The organism is Klebsiella sp. PK01 (genome assembly GCF_057624675.1).
The window spans coordinates 991,553-1,008,378 of the sequence record NZ_JBYEZM010000001.1 but is presented as its reverse complement, the minus strand read 5'-3'; the positions used below and the strand labels follow the sequence as shown (position 1 = coordinate 1,008,378).

20 protein-coding genes are annotated in these 16,826 nt (G+C 54.8%); 19 read left to right on the top strand and 1 reads right to left on the bottom strand.

All coding sequences use genetic code 11. The annotated features are described in order from the left end of the window. Positions 1 to 71: 71 nt before the first annotated feature. Positions 72 to 1,025: a 23S rRNA pseudouridine(955/2504/2580) synthase RluC gene (gene rluC, locus AC22LX_RS04920; protein ID WP_072251500.1), complete on the top strand. Its 954-nt coding sequence runs from the start codon at positions 72 to 74 to the stop codon at positions 1,023 to 1,025. 40 nt (positions 1,026 to 1,065) lie between these two features. Here the strand turns inward: rluC and AC22LX_RS04915 are convergent, their stop codons facing one another. Further along, positions 1,066 to 1,650 (bottom strand): Maf family protein, encoded by a 585-nt coding sequence (locus AC22LX_RS04915; protein WP_487333775.1) that lies wholly within the window; start codon positions 1,648 to 1,650, stop codon positions 1,066 to 1,068. Positions 1,651 to 1,791: 141 nt separating this feature from the next. Here AC22LX_RS04915 and yceD point away from each other — a divergent pair, with 141 nt between their 5' ends. The 18 genes from yceD to thiK all read left to right on the top strand — a co-directional run bounded on the left by yceD (position 1,792) and on the right by thiK (position 16,816). After that, the gene (gene yceD / locus AC22LX_RS04910; RefSeq protein ID WP_015705036.1) at positions 1,792 to 2,313 is read left to right on the top strand and encodes a 23S rRNA accumulation protein YceD; all 522 of its coding nucleotides are present in this window, start codon (positions 1,792 to 1,794) and stop codon (positions 2,311 to 2,313) included. Between the two features lie 16 nt (positions 2,314 to 2,329). Next, positions 2,330 to 2,503 carry a 50S ribosomal protein L32 gene (rpmF, locus tag AC22LX_RS04905; protein ID WP_000290724.1) on the top strand — a complete coding sequence of 58 codons (174 nt, stop codon included), beginning with the start codon at positions 2,330 to 2,332 and terminating at the stop codon, positions 2,501 to 2,503. Between the two features lie 146 nt (positions 2,504 to 2,649). Then, the gene (gene plsX, locus AC22LX_RS04900) at positions 2,650 to 3,750 is read left to right on the top strand and encodes a phosphate acyltransferase PlsX (protein WP_088389843.1); all 1,101 of its coding nucleotides are present in this window, start codon (positions 2,650 to 2,652) and stop codon (positions 3,748 to 3,750) included. Between the two features lie 53 nt (positions 3,751 to 3,803). Then, complete coding sequence (locus tag AC22LX_RS04895) at positions 3,804 to 4,757, top strand: beta-ketoacyl-ACP synthase III (protein WP_045393676.1); 954 nt, start codon at positions 3,804 to 3,806, stop codon at positions 4,755 to 4,757. Positions 4,758 to 4,772: 15 nt separating this feature from the next. Further along, entirely contained in the window at positions 4,773 to 5,702 is a 930-nt protein-coding gene (gene fabD, locus AC22LX_RS04890) for an ACP S-malonyltransferase (RefSeq protein WP_045393679.1), read from the top strand. Between the two features lie 12 nt (positions 5,703 to 5,714). After that, positions 5,715 to 6,449 (top strand): 3-oxoacyl-ACP reductase FabG, encoded by a 735-nt coding sequence (gene fabG, locus AC22LX_RS04885; RefSeq protein WP_015367190.1) that lies wholly within the window; start codon positions 5,715 to 5,717, stop codon positions 6,447 to 6,449. Positions 6,450 to 6,659: 210 nt separating this feature from the next. Continuing rightward, complete coding sequence (gene acpP / locus AC22LX_RS04880; protein WP_000103754.1) at positions 6,660 to 6,896, top strand: acyl carrier protein; 237 nt, start codon at positions 6,660 to 6,662, stop codon at positions 6,894 to 6,896. Positions 6,897 to 6,984: 88 nt separating this feature from the next. Beyond that, positions 6,985 to 8,226 (top strand): beta-ketoacyl-ACP synthase II, encoded by a 1,242-nt coding sequence (gene fabF / locus AC22LX_RS04875; RefSeq protein ID WP_487333774.1) that lies wholly within the window; start codon positions 6,985 to 6,987, stop codon positions 8,224 to 8,226. A 128-nt stretch (positions 8,227 to 8,354) separates the two neighbouring features. Beyond that, positions 8,355 to 9,164 carry an aminodeoxychorismate lyase gene (gene pabC, locus AC22LX_RS04870; protein WP_049060031.1) on the top strand — a complete coding sequence of 270 codons (810 nt, stop codon included), beginning with the start codon at positions 8,355 to 8,357 and terminating at the stop codon, positions 9,162 to 9,164. A gap of 2 nt (positions 9,165 to 9,166) precedes the next feature. Further along, complete coding sequence (yceG, locus tag AC22LX_RS04865) at positions 9,167 to 10,189, top strand: cell division protein YceG (RefSeq protein ID WP_047046881.1); 1,023 nt, start codon at positions 9,167 to 9,169, stop codon at positions 10,187 to 10,189. After that, a complete protein-coding gene (gene tmk / locus AC22LX_RS04860) occupies positions 10,179 to 10,820 on the top strand; it encodes a dTMP kinase (RefSeq protein ID WP_487333773.1) in 642 nt (213 codons plus the stop codon). The genes yceG and tmk overlap by 11 nt, the downstream gene beginning before the upstream one ends. Further along, positions 10,817 to 11,821, top strand: a complete 1,005-nt coding sequence (holB, locus tag AC22LX_RS04855; protein ID WP_045393690.1) for a DNA polymerase III subunit delta' — start codon at positions 10,817 to 10,819, stop codon at positions 11,819 to 11,821. Before tmk ends, holB begins: the two co-directional genes overlap by 4 nt. Before the next feature lie 10 nt (positions 11,822 to 11,831). Then, positions 11,832 to 12,626 carry a metal-dependent hydrolase gene (locus AC22LX_RS04850; RefSeq protein WP_045393693.1) on the top strand — a complete coding sequence of 265 codons (795 nt, stop codon included), beginning with the start codon at positions 11,832 to 11,834 and terminating at the stop codon, positions 12,624 to 12,626. 296 nt (positions 12,627 to 12,922) lie between these two features. Next, complete coding sequence (gene ptsG, locus AC22LX_RS04845; RefSeq protein WP_045393695.1) at positions 12,923 to 14,356, top strand: PTS glucose transporter subunit IIBC; 1,434 nt, start codon at positions 12,923 to 12,925, stop codon at positions 14,354 to 14,356. Between the two features lie 256 nt (positions 14,357 to 14,612). Further along, complete coding sequence (gene hinT, locus AC22LX_RS04840) at positions 14,613 to 14,969, top strand: purine nucleoside phosphoramidase (protein ID WP_045393698.1); 357 nt, start codon at positions 14,613 to 14,615, stop codon at positions 14,967 to 14,969. A gap of 4 nt (positions 14,970 to 14,973) precedes the next feature. Next, positions 14,974 to 15,348, top strand: coding sequence for a YcfL family putative periplasmic lipoprotein (locus AC22LX_RS04835; RefSeq protein WP_045393699.1), 375 nt, complete (start codon positions 14,974 to 14,976; stop codon positions 15,346 to 15,348). Between the two features lie 21 nt (positions 15,349 to 15,369). Next, positions 15,370 to 16,008 (top strand): penicillin-binding protein activator LpoB, encoded by a 639-nt coding sequence (gene lpoB / locus AC22LX_RS04830; protein ID WP_162184066.1) that lies wholly within the window; start codon positions 15,370 to 15,372, stop codon positions 16,006 to 16,008. Next, entirely contained in the window at positions 15,989 to 16,816 is an 828-nt protein-coding gene (gene thiK, locus AC22LX_RS04825; protein WP_045393702.1) for a thiamine kinase, read from the top strand. Before lpoB ends, thiK begins: the two co-directional genes overlap by 20 nt. Positions 16,817 to 16,826: the final 10 nt, after the last annotated feature.

Here is a 16,826-nt window from a genome sequence, read left to right as displayed (position 1 = left end):
CGGATACTGATAAATATAAGCATATAAAAATGAGTGGCGCTAATGCCCTCGGCTATTTAGAATCGCCGACCATGAAAACTGAGACTCCAACCGTAAAAATGGTTGCCATTTCCGCCGATGAAGCGGGGCAACGTATCGACAACTTTTTGCGTACGCAACTTAAGGGCGTACCGAAGAGCATGATTTATCGCATCCTGCGTAAAGGCGAGGTGCGGGTGAACAAAAAGCGCGTCAAGCCGGAATATAAACTGGAAGACGGCGATGAAGTGCGTATCCCGCCGGTGCGGGTCGCCGAGCGCGAAGAAGAGGCCGTTTCGCCGCATCTACAAAAGGTGGCGGCGTTGTCGGATGTGATCCTCTATGAAGACGATCATATCCTGGTGCTCAACAAGCCTTCCGGCACCGCGGTACACGGCGGCAGCGGTCTGAGCTTCGGCGTGATTGAAGGGCTGCGGGCGCTACGCCCCGAGGCCCGCTTCCTGGAGCTGGTTCACCGTCTTGATCGGGATACCTCCGGCGTTCTGTTGGTAGCAAAAAAACGCTCGGCGCTTCGCTCGCTTCACGAGCAGCTGCGTGAGAAAGGGATGCAGAAGGATTATCTGGCGCTGGTCCGTGGTCAGTGGCAGTCGCACACCAAGGCGGTACAAGCGCCGCTGCTGAAAAATATCCTGCAGAGCGGCGAGCGTATCGTGCGCGTGAGTCAGGAAGGTAAGCCGTCCGAAACGCGCTTTAAAGTGGAAGAGCGTTACGCGTTTGCCACCCTGGTGCGCTGTAGCCCGGTTACCGGGCGTACGCACCAGATTCGCGTTCACACTCAGTATGCGGGACATCCCATCGCTTTTGACGATCGCTATGGCGATCGCGAGTTTGACAAGCAGCTTTCAGGGACGGGGTTAAACCGCCTGTTTTTGCATGCCGCAGCGCTGAAGTTCACTCATCCAGGCACCGGTGAAGTGATGCGTATTGAAGCGCCGTTGGATAACCAACTGAAGCACTGCTTACAGGTTTTGCGCAATAGCAAATAACCACAGCGGCGGATTCATACTCCGCCGCTTTCTTTTATGGCTAGCTAAGCAGAGGGTTAAAGCCTTCCCGGCGCAGCATCTGGCATAGCGCGATCAGCGGTAGCCCCACCAGCGAATTAGGGTCGCGTCCTTCCAGTCGTTCAAATAGCGTGATGCCTAAGCCTTCGCTTTTAAAACTGCCGGCACACTGCAGAGGGTTCTCTTTACGGATATAGGCCTCGATCTCCTGATCGCTTAAATGACGAAAATGGACGTCGAAAGGTTCGCATTCCGTTTGCAGGTGTCCATTGGCGGAATTGTAGAGCGCAAGCCCGGTATAAAAAGTGACAATCGTGCCGCTGGCCTTGCGTAGCTGACGGTAGGCATTTTCTTCAGTGTGCGGTTTACCGGTGATGTCGCCGTCTAAGACACAAACCTGATCGGAACCTATAATAAGGTGTTGAGGGAAGCGGGATGCCAGCGTCTGGGCCTTGGCTTGCGCCAGACGCGTAACCAACTGGCGGGCGGATTCGCCGGGCAGAGGCGTTTCGTTAACCTCCGGCGCCGCGCATTCGAATGACAGCGAGAGTTTTTCCAGTAGCATTCGCCGCCACGGCGAGGTTGAGGCCAGGAGAAGATTAGACATATTTTTTCATCCACATATAGCGCTTCGCAGAGCATCATTTTAAACTATGCGCCGCAATGTGTGCGAATAAATGGCAAAAGGCAACCTGAGGCTGCCTTTTTCTTTGACTCTATGACATTACAAAGTTAATATGCGCGCCCTATGCAAAAGGTAAAATTACCCCTGACTCTCGATCCGGTTCGCACGGCTCAAAAACGCCTTGATTACGAGGGTATCTACGCCCGTGATCAGGTTGGCCGTGTCGCCGATTCAGTCGTCAGCGTGGACAGTGATGTGGAATGCAGCATGTCGTTCGCTATCGATAACCAGCGTCTCGCCGTTATTACCGGTGATGCGAAGGTGTCGGTAACCCTCGAATGTCAGCGTTGCGGGAAACCGTTCCCTCATCATGTCCACACAACGTATTGTTTCAGCCCTGTCAGAAATGACGAACAGGCAGAAGCACTACCGGAAGCGTATGAGCCGATTGAGGTTAACGAATTCGGTGAAATCGATCTGCAGGCGATGGTTGAGGATGAAATCATTCTTTCCTTGCCGGTAGTTCCGGTGCATGATTCTGAACACTGTGAAGTGTCCGACGCGGACATGGTCTTTGGCGAACTGCCTGAAGAGGCACAAAAACCAAACCCATTTGCCGTATTAGCCAGCTTAAAGCATAAGTAATTGAGGAGTAAGGTCCATGGCCGTACAACAGAATAAACCAACCCGTTCCAAACGTGGCATGCGTCGTTCCCATGACGCTCTGACCGCAGTCACCAGCCTGTCTGTAGACAAAACTTCTGGTGAGAAACACCTGCGTCACCACATCACTGCCGACGGTTTCTACCGCGGTCGCAAGGTAATCGCTAAGTAATCACGCCTTACTCCGTGGATTTCACGTTGCAAGAAAACGTACCTAACGTCCTTGCAACGTGAAAGACAAGAGTAAAAGCGTGGTGAAGCTTAGTGAGGATCTCCCCGGGTAACTGGGGAATAACCGAACCGGGCAGCGACGAGACCTTGACACGTCTAACCCTGGCGTTAGATGTCATGGGGGGCGATTTTGGCCCATCCGTGACAGTGCCTGCAGCACTGCAGGCACTGAACTCTAATTCGCAACTCACTCTTCTTTTAGTCGGCGACCCCGACGCCATCACGCCATTACTTGCCAAAGCTGATTTCGAACAACGTTCGCGATTGCAGATTATTCCTGCACAGTCAGTTATTGCCAGTGATGCGCGACCCGCACAGGCTATCCGCAGTAGTCGCGGAAGCTCGATGCGCCTGGCGCTGGAGCTGGTGAAAGAGGGCCGAGCCGAGGCCTGCGTTAGCGCGGGAAATACCGGCGCGCTGATGGGGCTCGCGAAATTATTGCTCAAGCCCATTGAGGGGATTGAGCGCCCGGCGCTGGTGACGGTACTGCCGCATCAGCAAAAGGGCAAAACGGTGGTGCTGGATTTAGGCGCCAACGTCGATTGCGATAGCACGATGCTGGTGCAGTTCGCGGTGATGGGCGCGGTGTTAGCTGAAGAAGTCGTGGGGATTAAAAATCCGCGCATTGCGCTGTTGAATATCGGCGAAGAAGAGATGAAAGGCCTCAACAGCATCCGTGATGCGTCGGCGATTCTCAAAAAGCTGCCGTCGTTCAACTATATTGGTTACCTTGAAGCTAACGAGTTGCTGACGGGGAAAACGGATGTTCTGGTTTGTGATGGATTCACCGGCAACGTCACATTAAAGACGATGGAAGGTGTTGTCAGAATGTTCCTTTCGCTGCTGAAATCACAGGGAGAGGGAAAAAAAAGGTCGTGGTGGCTGATTTTATTAAAGCGTTGGTTACAAAAAAGCCTAAGCAGGCGATTCAGTCACCTCAACCCCGACCAGTATAATGGCGCCTGTCTGTTAGGATTGCGCGGTTCTGTGATCAAAAGTCATGGCGCTGCCAACCAGCGCGCATTTTGCGTCGCAATAGAGCAGGCAGTGCAGGCGGTGCAGCGGCAAGTTCCACAGCGGATCGCCGCTCGCCTGGAATCGTTATACCCAGCAGGTTTTGAACTGCCAGGGAGCAGCAGCGGTAACGGGAATGCCCGACAGCACACCGGGACCAACGGATACGACTGACGCCCTGCGGTTTTAACAACGCGGGTATATTACCCAAGAGTGACTGAGCGTACATGTATACAAAGATTATTGGCACCGGCAGCTACCTGCCTGAGCAAGTGCGTACTAACGCCGACCTGGAAAAAATGGTTGAAACGACTGACGAGTGGATTGTCACGCGTACAGGTATTCGTGAACGCCGTATTGCCGCAGCGAACGAAACAGTTGCTACGATGGGCTTCGAAGCCGCAAAGAAAGCGCTGGAAATGGCGAATGTGAACCCGGAGCAAATTGGTCTGATCGTTGTTGCGACCACCTCGGGCACGCATGCCTTCCCGAGCTCTGCGTGCCAGATTCAATCTATGCTGGGGGTAAAAGGGTGTCCGGCGTTTGACGTCGCAGCCGCCTGCGCGGGCTTTACCTATGCCTTGAGTATCGCCGATCAGTACGTGAAAAACGGCGCCGTCGATTATGCGCTGGTGATCGGCGCTGATGTGCTGGCGCGTACCTGCGATCCAACCGATCGCGGCACGATCATTATCTTCGGCGACGGCGCGGGCGCGGTGGTGCTTGGCGCTTCCGAAGAGCCGGGCATTATCTCTACGCATCTGCACGCCGATGGCCGCTACGGCGACCTGTTAACGCTGCCGAATGCCGATCGCGTTGAGCCGGAAAACCCGATTTATCTGACGATGGCCGGCAACGAAGTGTTTAAAGTCGCGGTCACCGAACTGGCGCATATCGTTGACGAGACGCTGGCGGCCAACAACCTTGAGCGCTCGGCGCTGGATTGGCTGGTCCCGCACCAGGCTAACCTGCGTATCATCAGCGCGACGGCGAAAAAGCTGGGGATGTCGATGGATAACGTGGTGGTCACGCTCGATCGTCACGGTAATACCTCTGCTGCTTCGGTTCCTTGCGCGCTCGACGAAGCCGTGCGCGATGGCCGTATTCAACGCGGCCAGTTGATTCTGCTGGAAGCCTTCGGTGGTGGTTTCACCTGGGGTTCCGCGCTGGTTCGTTTTTAGTATAAGGATTTAAACATGACGCAATTTGCTTTTGTGTTCCCCGGACAGGGCTCTCAGGCTGTCGGTATGCTGGCAGATATGGCCGCGACCTGGCCTGTGATTGAAGAGACCTTCGGCGAAGCTTCCGCAGCGTTGGGTTACGATCTGTGGGCGCTTGCCCAACAGGGCCCGGCAGAAGAACTGAATAAAACCTGGCAAACGCAACCGGCGCTGCTGACCGCCTCCGTCGCGTTATATCGCGTATGGCAGCAGCAGGGCGGTAAAGCGCCGGCGCTGTTAGCCGGTCATAGCCTTGGCGAATACTCTGCGCTGGTCTGCGCAGGCGTTATCAATTTCGCTGATGCCGTTCGTCTGGTTGAACTGCGTGGTAAATTCATGCAGGAAGCGGTACCGGAAGGCACCGGCGCGATGTCTGCAATTATTGGTCTCGACGATGCGTCCATTGCGAAAGCCTGTGAGGAATCTGCGCAAGGGCAGGTGGTTTCGCCGGTGAACTACAATTCTCCGGGCCAGGTGGTTATTGCCGGGCACAAAGAAGCCGTTGAACGTGCAGGCGCCGCGTGTAAAGCCGCAGGCGCCAAACGCGCGTTGCCGCTGCCGGTCAGCGTACCGTCCCACTGCGCGCTGATGAAACCTGCCGCAGAAAAACTGGCGGTTGAACTGCAGAAAATCACTTTTAACGCGCCGACGATTCCGGTCGTGAATAACGTCGACGTGAAATGTGAAACCGCGCCGGATGCTATCCGCGATGCGCTGATTCGTCAGCTGTACAGTCCGGTTCAGTGGACTAAGACTGTTGAGTTTATGGCATCTCAGGGCGTCGAGCACCTGTATGAAATGGGTCCGGGTAAAGTCCTCACCGGCCTGACCAAACGTATTGTTGACACCCTGACTGCTTCTGCGCTCAACGAGCCGGCTGCGATGTCTTCGGCGCTTGAGCAATAAAAGAGGAATACCATGAGTTTTGAAGGAAAAATCGCGCTGGTTACCGGTGCAAGCCGCGGTATCGGCCGTGCAATCGCTGAAACCCTCGCCGCGCGCGGCGCGAAAGTTATCGGTACTGCCACCAGCGAAAGCGGTGCGCAGGCGATCAGCGACTATCTAGGCGCCAACGGTAAAGGTCTGATGTTGAATGTGACCGACCCGGCATCTATTGAATCTGTTCTGGAAAATGTTCGCGCAGAGTTTGGCGAAGTTGACATCCTGGTCAATAATGCCGGGATTACTCGTGATAACCTGTTAATGCGAATGAAAGATGATGAGTGGAACGATATTATCGAAACCAACCTGTCATCTGTATTCCGTCTGTCAAAAGCGGTAATGCGCGCTATGATGAAAAAGCGTCATGGGCGTATTATCACTATCGGTTCTGTGGTTGGTACCATGGGAAATGCTGGTCAGGCTAACTACGCTGCGGCGAAAGCGGGTCTGATTGGTTTCAGTAAGTCACTGGCACGTGAAGTTGCGTCTCGCGGTATTACTGTAAACGTTGTTGCTCCGGGCTTTATTGAAACGGACATGACGCGTGCGCTGACCGATGAGCAGCGTGCGGGTACGCTGGCTGCAGTTCCTGCGGGGCGCCTTGGCTCCCCAAATGAAATCGCCAGCGCGGTTGCATTCTTAGCCTCTGACGAAGCGGGTTACATCACTGGTGAAACCCTGCACGTCAATGGCGGGATGTATATGGTCTGACCGAGATTTGCGCAAAATGTTCAGGAAGCGCGCAGTCTGCACGCTTGCGGGTACTGTTTTGTGCGAAATCATTTGCGTTATTAGGGCAAACAGCCGCAAAATAGCGTAAAATCGTGGTAAGACCTGCCGGGATTTAGTTGCAAATTTTTCAACATTTTATACACTACGAAAACCATCGCGAAAGCGAGTTTTGATAGGAAATTTAAGAGTATGAGCACTATCGAAGAACGCGTTAAGAAAATTATCGGCGAACAGCTGGGCGTTAAGCAGGAAGAAGTTACCAACAATGCTTCCTTCGTTGAAGACCTGGGCGCTGATTCTCTTGACACCGTTGAGCTGGTAATGGCTCTGGAAGAAGAGTTTGATACTGAGATTCCGGACGAAGAAGCTGAGAAAATCACCACCGTTCAGGCTGCCATTGATTACATCAACGGTCACCAGGCGTAAGTGAACATCTCCAGGCGGTCATTCGACCGCCTGAGTTTTATCTTTTTTTGTCCCACAAGAATCTATTTTCCCTCCCTGGAGGACAACCGTGTCTAAGCGTCGTGTAGTTGTGACCGGACTGGGCATGTTGTCTCCTGTCGGCAATACCGTAGAGTCTACCTGGAAAGCTCTCCTTGCCGGTCAGAGTGGCATCAGCCTGATCGACCATTTCGATACTAGCGCCTATGCAACGAAATTTGCTGGCTTAGTAAAGGATTTTAACTGTGATGATATCATCTCGCGCAAAGAACAGCGCAAGATGGATGCTTTCATTCAATATGGAATTGTCGCTGGCGTTCAGGCCATGCAGGATTCTGGCCTTGAAGTGACGGAAGAAAACGCAACCCGCATCGGCGCCGCTATCGGTTCCGGTATTGGTGGCCTCGGCTTGATCGAAGAAAACCACAGTTCGCTGGTAAATGGCGGACCGCGGAAGATCAGCCCGTTCTTCGTACCGTCCACAATTGTTAACATGGTGGCCGGTCATCTGACCATCATGTTTGGTCTGCGTGGACCGAGTATCTCCATCGCGACCGCGTGTACTTCAGGCGTACATAACATCGGCCACGCGGCGCGTATTATCGCTTACGGCGATGCCGACGCGATGGTTGCCGGTGGTGCAGAGAAGGCGAGTACGCCGCTGGGCGTAGGCGGCTTTGGCGCTGCGCGCGCGCTGTCTACCCGCAATGATAACCCGCAGGCGGCAAGCCGTCCGTGGGATAAAGAGCGTGATGGCTTTGTGCTGGGCGACGGCGCCGGTATGGTCGTGCTGGAAGAGTACGAGCATGCGAAAAAACGCGGCGCGAAAATCTACGCTGAGATCGTCGGTTTTGGTATGAGCAGCGATGCGTACCATATGACGTCTCCACCGGAAGATGGCGCTGGCGCTGCGCTGGCGATGGTTAACGCCATTCGCGATGCGGCGATTGAACCGGGCCAGATTGGCTATGTCAACGCCCACGGTACTTCGACGCCAGCCGGTGATAAAGCAGAAGCCCAGGCGGTGAAATCCGTGTTTGGCGATACGGCAAGCCGCGTGATGGTTAGCTCCACCAAATCCATGACCGGCCACCTGTTAGGCGCGGCTGGCGCAGTAGAGTCTATCTACTCTATTCTGGCGCTGCGCGATCAGGCGGTTCCGCCGACCATCAACCTGGATAACCCGGATGAAGGTTGCGACCTCGACTTCGTTCCTCATGAAGCGCGTCAGGTTTCCGGTATGGAATACACCCTGTGTAACTCCTTCGGCTTTGGCGGTACTAACGGTTCGATTATCTTCAAAAAAGTATAATCAACCGCTAATGCTGGTTCAGCGTTGACGAAAAGACCCGCCTGGCGGGTCTTTTTTTATTCGGTTTTCTCCGCTTGTTCTCTGCTTTTTATCCTGAGACACTGTGCCACCGGTGAGAGGAGCCCCCTATGTTCTTGATAAATGGTGTCGAGCAGAGTGTACTGGCAGCTAACGACCGTGCTATTCAATTCGGTGATGGCTGTTTTACCACCTCACGAATCATCAACGGTCAGATAGCCTTCTTCAATGCCCATTTGGCCCGTTTGCAGGATACGTGCGAAAAACTCTTTATTCCTTTTACTGCGTGGCAAATGCTGGCCGCAGAGATGCAAGAACTCGCAAAGTCGCATCGTGAAGGCGTCCTCAAGGTGATCATTACGCGTGGTTCAGGAGGTCGGGGATATAGCGCGAGCGGATGCATTCAACCTACCCGCATGATGAGTGTGTCGTCTTTCCCCGCGCATTATGCGCGTTGGCGAGAAGAGGGAATAACTCTGGCGTTAAGCCCGATCCGCCTGGGGCGCAATCCTTCGCTGGCGGGGCTCAAACATCTTAATCGCCTCGAACAAGTCTTAATTCGTTCTCATCTTGAGCAGACGGACGCCGATGAGGCGCTGGTTCTTGACAGCGACGGGTGGCTTACGGAATGCTGTGCCGCGAATGTGTTCTGGCGTAAAGGAAGCCAGGTGTTCACGCCGCGCCTCGATCAGGCGGGCGTTAATGGCATTATGCGCCAGCACTGTATGGCTATGTTGGCACGTTCTTCTTTTGAGGTTGTCGAAGTATCCATGCGCCCTGATGTACTGCGCGATGCCGATGAAGTGCTGATTTGCAATGCGCTTATGCCGCTGGTACCGGTTTGTCGTTGGGATGACGTCTGTTGGTCTGAACGCGATCTTTACCATTTTTTAGCCCCATTGTGTGAGCTGCCTGGTTAGTCATGAAGAAAATGTTACGTTTTGTCCTGCTGTTAGTCGTGGTGTTCGGTATTGCCGCAGCGGCAGGTATGTGGAAAGTCCGCCAACTGGCAGATAGTAAGTTGCTTATTAAAGAAGAGACCATCTTTACCCTTGAGCCAGGAACCGGGCGAGTGGTGCTTGGTCAGCAGCTGTATGGCGATAAAATCATTAATCGTCCACGCGTATTCCAGTGGCTGCTGCGCGTCGAACCTGAACTGTCTCATTTCAAAGCGGGTACCTATCGCTTCACACCGCAAATGACGGTGCGCGAGATGCTGCAGCTTTTAGCGAGCGGTAAAGAAGCGCAATTCCCGCTACGGTTTGTTGAAGGGATGCGCGTTAGCGACTATTTGCGTCAGCTGCGCGATGCGCCGTATGTGAAGCACACTTTAGAAGACGACAGTTACGAAACGGTGGCCAAAGCGCTGGGTCTTGAGCACGCCGATTGGGTTGAAGGTTGGTTATGGCCGGATACCTGGATGTACACCGCCAATACCAGCGATATCGCCATTCTTAAACGCGCGCACCAGAAAATGGTCGCTGCGGTAGCGAAAGCCTGGGAAGGGCGGGCGGATAATCTACCGTATAAAGATCAAAACCAGTTACTGACCATGGCCTCTATCGTTGAGAAAGAGACCGCGGTTCCTGCCGAGCGCGATCGCGTGGCGTCGGTCTTTATCAACCGTCTACGCATTGGCATGCGTTTGCAGACCGACCCTACCGTAATTTACGGCATGGGAGAGCGCTATAATGGTAAACTGTCGCGTAAAGATCTGGAGACGCCGACCGCTTATAACACCTATGTGATTAGCGGTATGCCGCCAGGGCCAATCGCCGTGCCGGGCGAAGCGTCTCTCAATGCGGCCGCGCATCCGGCGAAAACGCCGTACCTCTATTTTGTTGCCGACGGAAAAGGCGGCCATACGTTCAATACTAATCTGGCCAGCCATAACCGTTCGGTTCAGGACTATTTAAAAGTACTTAAGGAAAAACATGCGCAGTAACTATATCGTCATCGAAGGCCTGGAAGGGGCGGGGAAAACGACCGCACGCAATCTGGTCGTTGAGACACTCGAACAGCTGGGTATCCGCGATATGGTGTTTACCCGTGAGCCGGGCGGTACCATCCTGGCTGAAAAACTGCGCAGCCTGGTGCTGGATATCCAGTCTACCGGAGATGAAGTCATTAACGATAAAGCGGAAGTGCTGATGTTTTACGCCGCCCGCGTACAGCTGGTCGAAACCGTTATCAAGCCGGCGCTGGCCCGCGGTCAATGGGTCATTGGCGACCGTCACGATCTCTCAACTCAGGCCTACCAGGGCGGCGGACGCGGTATCGATCAGCGAATGCTGGCGACGCTACGCGATGCGGTGCTCGGCGATTTCCGCCCTGATTTAACGCTCTATCTTGACGTGACGCCGGAGGTCGGCCTCAAGCGCGCGCGCGCGCGCGGCGATCTGGATCGTATCGAGCAGGAGTCGATGAATTTCTTTAATCGTACCCGCGCGCGCTACCTTGAGCTGGCGGCGCAGGAGCCGACTATCCGCACCGTGGATGCGACGCAGGCGCTGGAAGCGGTTGAGCGCGACATTCGCGCGGTTGTCACGCAATGGGTTGCGGAGCAGCGCGCATGAAATGGTATCCGTGGTTACGCCCGTCCTTCGAGCAGCTAGTCGCTGGTTATCAGGCAGGACGGGGTCACCATGCGTTATTACTGCAGGCGTTGCCGGGAATGGGGGGCGATGCGCTTATCTACGCATTATGCCGATTCCTGATGTGCCGCCAGCCGGAGGGGCATAAAAGCTGCGGCCATTGCCATAGCTGTCAGCTTATGCAGGCCGGCACCCATCCTGATTACTACACGCTTGTCCCGGAGAAAGGCAAGAGCGCGCTAGGCATCGATGCGGTGCGCGGCATCACTGAAAAACTCTATGAGCGCGCGCGTCTTGGCGGCGCGAAGGTGGTGTGGATCAACGATGCGACGTTGTTAACCGATGCTGCCGCGAATGCTTTGCTGAAGACGCTGGAAGAGCCGCCGGAAAACACCTGGTTTTTCCTGGCCTGTCAGGAGCCGGCGCGTCTACTCGCCACCTTGCGTAGCCGGTGCTTCTCATATCACCTTGCTCCGCCTTCTGAAGCCTGGGCATTAGGGTGGTTAGAGCGCGAAGTGACAATGTCACAAGATGCTTTACTGGCAGCGCTGCGCCTCAGCGCTAACGCTCCCGCGGCAGCGCTGGCGTTACTGCAAGAAGCCAACTGGGCGCCGCGACAACAGCTCTGCCAGGCGCTAGCGAGCGCGTTAACCAGCGGCGACTGGCTGTCATTATTACCGGTTCTGAATCACGAACAGGCTCCGGTGCGCCTGCACTGGCTGGCATCGCTGCTGTTGGATGCGCAAAAAAGGCAGCAGGGCATTTCGCTTCTGAGTAATCCGGATGCCTGGACGCTGGTCAACCAGCTGGCGCAAACACTTTCGGGCACACGTCTTGAGGCTATCACGCGCGATGTGAGCGCCTGTCGCGAACAGTTGCTGAGCGTGGTCGGCGTCAATCGCGAACTGCTGCTCACCGAGCGCCTTCTGCGCTGGGAACATTACCTGCAACCCGGGGCGGTTCTGCCCGTCTCGCATCTCTGAGAATAAGAATATGTTTTTAGTCGATTCCCACTGCCATCTTGATGGCCTGGATTATCAAACGTTGCATAAAGACGTCGATGATGTTCTGGCGAAAGCCGCCGCGCGTGATGTCAGGTTTTTCCTGGCTGTCGCCACGACGCTGCCGGGATACCGCGGGATGCGTGAATTAATCGGCCAGCGCGATGACGTTGTCTTTTCTTGCGGCGTGCATCCCCTGAACCAGGATGAAGCGTATGACTATGAGGAGCTGCGTACGCTGGCGGCGGAAGAGGGCGTAGTGGCGATGGGGGAAACCGGGCTCGATTACTTCTATACCCCGGAAACCAAACTGCGCCAGCAGGAGTCTTTCCGTCAGCATATCCGCATTGGCCGCGAATTAAATAAACCGGTGATTGTGCATACCCGTGATGCGCGCGCCGACACGCTGGCAATTTTGCAGGAAGAAAACGTGACGGATTGCGGTGGCGTACTACACTGTTTCACAGAGGATAGAGAGACCGCGGGTAAACTGCTCGATATGGGGTTCTATATTTCGTTTTCCGGTATCGTCACGTTCCGTAATGCCGAACAGCTGCGAGATGCAGCGCGTTATGTGCCGCTCGATCGCCTGCTGGTAGAGACCGATTCGCCCTATCTGGCGCCGGTACCGCATCGCGGTAAAGAGAATCAGCCGGCGATGGTGCGTGATGTCGCCGAATACATGGCGGTCTTGAAGGGCATGTCGCTGGAGCAACTTGCGCAACAAACCACCGAAAACTTTGCCAGCTTGTTCCACATCGACCCTGCCAGACTGCAACCTGCCTGATCTTTCTATTATTTTAAGGCTCGTAATTAATACTCAAAGCGAGTAAAGTTCACCGCCGCGACAGAGGCGGTGAACGCATTTCTGCAACATACAGATACACATTATGTAAATCAGTGTAAATTTTTATATGTTGACTGAATGAAACGTGATAGCCGTCAAACAATCTCCGCGTTAATTATTTTACTCTGTGTAATAAATAAAGGGCGCTTAGATGTCCTGTCCACGGCACGGTTCTCCCCCCGGGCCAATGCGTGAAAACGTAAAAAAGTACCAAATACTCAGGAGCACTCTCAATTATGTTTAAGAATGCATTTGCTAACCTGCAGAAGGTCGGTAAATCGCTGATGCTGCCAGTATCCGTACTGCCTATCGCAGGTATTCTGCTGGGCGTCGGTTCTGCCAACTTCAGCTGGCTGCCTGCCGTGGTTTCCCACGTCATGGCAGAAGCAGGCGGTTCAGTTTTCGCCAATATGCCGCTGATCTTCGCAATCGGTGTTGCGCTTGGCTTCACCAATAACGACGGTGTATCCGCACTGGCTGCAGTCGTAGCTTACGGCATCATGGTGAAAACCATGGCGGTAGTCGCGCCGCTGGTTCTGCATTTACCTGCTGAGGAAATCGCAGCGAAACACCTGGCTGATACCGGCGTGCTTGGCGGTATTATTTCCGGTGCGATTGCAGCCTACATGTTCAACCGCTTCTACCGTATCAAGCTGCCTGAATATCTCGGCTTCTTCGCGGGCAAGCGCTTTGTGCCGATTATCTCTGGTCTCGCCGCTATCTTCACCGGCGTGATCCTGTCCTTCATCTGGCCGCCGATCGGTTCCGCCATCCAGACCTTCTCTCAATGGGCGGCTTACCAGAACCCGGTTGTGGCGTTCGGTATCTACGGCTTCATTGAGCGCTGCCTGGTACCGTTTGGTCTGCACCATATCTGGAACGTACCTTTCCAGATGCAGATTGGTGAATACACCAACGCTGCAGGTCAGGTGTTCCACGGCGACATCCCGCGTTACATGGCCGGCGACCCGACTGCGGGTAAACTGTCTGGCGGCTTCCTGTTCAAAATGTACGGCCTGCCGGCTGCAGCTATCGCGATTTGGCACTCTGCTAAACCAGAGAACCGCGCCAAAGTCGGTGGTATCATGATCTCCGCTGCGCTGACCTCGTTCCTGACCGGTATTACCGAGCCGATCGAGTTCTCCTTCATGTTCGTTGCGCCGATCCTGTATATCATTCACGCGATTCTTGCAGGCCTGGCATTCCCGATCTGTATCCTGCTGGGTATGCGTGACGGGACTTCATTCTCTCACGGTCTGATCGACTTTATCGTTCTGTCCGGCAACAGCAGCAAGCTGTGGCTGTTCCCGATTGTCGGTATTTGCTACGCGATCGTGTACTACGTAGTCTTCCGTGTGCTGATTAAAGCGCTGGACCTGAAAACTCCGGGTCGTGAAGATGCCACTGAAGACAGCAAAGGCGCCGCTACCAGTGAAATGGCCCCAGCTCTGATTGCTGCTTTCGGCGGTAAAGAGAACATCACTAACCTCGACGCATGTATTACTCGTCTGCGCGTGAGCGTGGCTGACGTAGCGAAAGTTGATCAGGCTGGTCTGAAAAAACTGGGTGCTGCTGGCGTAGTTGTTGCAGGTTCTGGCGTTCAGGCCATTTTCGGTACCAAGTCCGATAACCTGAAAACCGAAATGGATGAATACATCCGCAACAGCTAAGACGTAGTGTGGGGAGACTAAGGCAGCCAAATGGCTGCCTTTTTTACGTCGGTATTCTGCTCATTGTTGGCAATGGCAGGAAAATGGGGAGAAATGCTTATTCCCTCAGCAGCTAAGTCTATAGTTGAATAAGAAAAACTGCATTCAGGTTGAAAGAGAGGGAGGAAGTCGCTCATACTCTTAGCTGATCCTGTGCATTCGTGTTTATCTGCAGAGGCAGGCCGGAGCACGGTATAAAACTAATAAGGAATCAGTCATGGCAGAAGAAACGATTTTCAGCAAAATCATTCGCCGGGAAATCCCGTCGGATATTGTTTATCAGGATGAGCTGGTCACCGCTTTTCGCGATATCTCTCCGCAGGCGCCGACCCATATTCTGATTATCCCGAATATCCTGATTCCGACCGTGAACGACGTTACGACTGAGCACGAACTGGCGCTGGGCCGTATGATGACCGTCGCGGCCAGGATTGCCCGTGATGAAGGCCTGGCTGATGACGGCTATCGCCTTATCGTAAACTGCAACCGCCACGGCGGCCAGGAAGTCTACCATATTCATATGCACCTGCTGGGCGGCCGTCCGTTAGGCCCGATGCTGGCGCATAAAGGCTAAACCGATGCGCGCTGCTTATTCAGGCGTTTTGATTCTGGCGGCGCTGCTGGCCGGATGTAGTTCGCGCCCGGAAATTCCGGTTGGCGAACAGCAGACTTTGGTGATGGAATCCAGCGTTCTGGCGGCGGGTATCAGCGCCGATCCACCGTCGGTCACCGCCTCGGAAATTCAGGCCACCGCTACCTCAAGATTATTTAACGAACGGCAACAGCCCATTACTGTGCACTACCGTTTTTTCTGGTATGACGCTCATGGGCTGGAGATGCATCCGTTGGAACCTGCGCGAAGCGTGACGGTTCCCGCCCACTCGTCCGTTGTGCTCTACGGCAGTGCAAATATTCTCGGGGCGCACAAAGCCCGCCTTTATCTTTATCTCTAAGAGGTCATCATAATGATTAAAATGTGTCGCTATGCGTTAATCACTGCACTGGCGATATTCCTGGCAGGCTGTGTGGGACAACGTAATGAACCTGCGCCAGTCGAGGAGGCCAAGCCGAAGCCGGAACAACCTGCGCAGCCGCAGCCGACGGTGCCTGCCGTGCCGACGGTGCCAACGCAGCCGGGTCCAATCGAACACGGCAGCGAACAGCCTTCACAGCCCTCTCAGCCTTCGCCGCGCGTGCGCCACTACAACTGGGACGGCGCTGTGCAACCGATGATCGGCCAGATGCTGCAGGCGGGCGGCGTGAACGCGGGCAGTATTCTGCTGGTGGATAGCGTCAATAACCGTACCAACGGATCGCTGAACGCGTCTGAAGCGACCTCCGCGCTGCGCAATGCGCTGGCGGGCAACGGCAAGTTTACGCTGGTCTCCCCGCAGCAGCTCTCCGTAGCGAAACAACAATTAGGCCTTTCGCCGCAGGATAGTCTCGGCAGCCGCAGCAAAGCGATGGGAATTGCGCGCACCGTTGGCGCTCAGTACGTGCTGTACTCGAATGCCACCGGTAACGTCAACTCGCCGGAGCTGAAAATGCAACTGATGCTGGTGCAGTCCGGCGAGATTATCTGGTCAGGCAAAGGTGCGGTTCAGCAACAATAAGCTTACGCGCGACGAGCTCTTGTCGCGCTTTTTCCCCCGCTATTCACCTGTCGCCGCGCTGACTGAAAACGGTCTTAGCGGCGGCAGCTGTATTATCAGCGATGGCGTCCGTCGGCTGGTGCTGCGCCAGCCACACGATCCGCAGGCGCCGCTCAGCCATTTTTTACGCCAGTACCGCGCGCTTCAGCGCCTCCCCGCGACGCTGTCGCCGGCGCCGGTATTCTTTTCGCCGTGCTGGATGGTGGTGGAGTATTGCGCAGGGGAGGTGAAAAGCGCGCTGCCGGAGTGCCCTTTACTTGCCGGCTTATTGTATCATCTGCATCAACAGCCGCGTTTTGGCTGGCGTGTCGAGCTGGCGCCATTACTTGAATTGTACTGGCAGCAGTGCGATCCGGCCCGGCGTACGATTTTGTGGTTACGCTGGCAGAAACTGTTATTACGCCGGCGAGAACCACAGCCGTTGCGTTTGGCGCCTCTGCATATGGACGTCCACGCCGGCAATATCATTCACCGCGACGACGGCCTGCGCTTGATTGACTGGGAGTATGCCGGAGACGGCGATATCGCGCTTGAACTGGCAGCGGTATGGTGCGATGCCCCTACGCGTTGCCAGCTGCTTAAAGACTATTCACGGCTCGCGCAGCTTGATGAGCGACAGCTGCGGCGGCAAATACAACGCTGGCGACCGTGGGTGCTCATGCTGATGGCGGGATGGTATGAACGGCGCTGGCAGCAGAGCGGCGACCGGCAATTTATTACGCTGGCGGATGCGACATGGCGTCAGTTAGAAACAGAAAACAAAGGATAAGAGAGGTCTG